Here is a 535-nt window from a genome sequence, read left to right as displayed (position 1 = left end):
ATAGCCGACCGCATCGGCCGCATCCGGTGCATGCAGATCGCCGCGGTCCTGTTCACCGTCAGCGCCGTCGGCTCCGCGCTGCCCTTCGCGCTGTGGGACCTCGCCTTCTGGCGGGTCGTGGGCGGTTTCGCCATCGGCATGGCCTCGGTCATCGGCCCGGCCTACATCGCCGAGGTCGCCCCGCCCGCCTACCGCGGCCGGCTCGGCTCGTTCCAGCAGGCCGCGATCGTCGTCGGCATCGCCGTGTCGCAGCTGGTCAACTGGGGCATCCTGAACGCCGCCGACGGCGACCAGCGCGGTGAGCTGATGGGCCTGGAGGCCTGGCAGATCATGCTCGGCGTGATGGTGATCCCCGCCGTCCTGTACGGCCTGCTCTCCTTCGCCATCCCCGAGTCCCCCCGCTACCTGATCTCCGTCGGCAAGCACGAGCGCGCCAAGCGGATCCTCGAAGAGGTCGAGGGCAGGACCGTCGACCTGGACGCCCGCGTCACCGAGATCGAGTCGGCGATGCACCGCGAGGAGAAGTCCAGCTTCA

1 protein-coding gene is annotated in these 535 nt (G+C 69.9%); it reads left to right on the top strand.

The window, feature by feature from the left end; translation table 11 throughout:
• Positions 1-535 (top strand): MFS transporter (locus KUM38_RS39875; RefSeq protein WP_217137030.1); only part of this gene is annotated, 535 nt, incomplete at both ends.

The sequence above is a fragment of the Streptomyces sp. AC558_RSS880 genome, from assembly GCF_019049255.1.
GTDB lineage: Bacteria > Actinomycetota > Actinomycetes > Streptomycetales > Streptomycetaceae > Streptomyces.
Note: the sequence above shows the minus strand (reverse complement) of the source record. Positions and strands in the feature narration are given on the sequence as shown.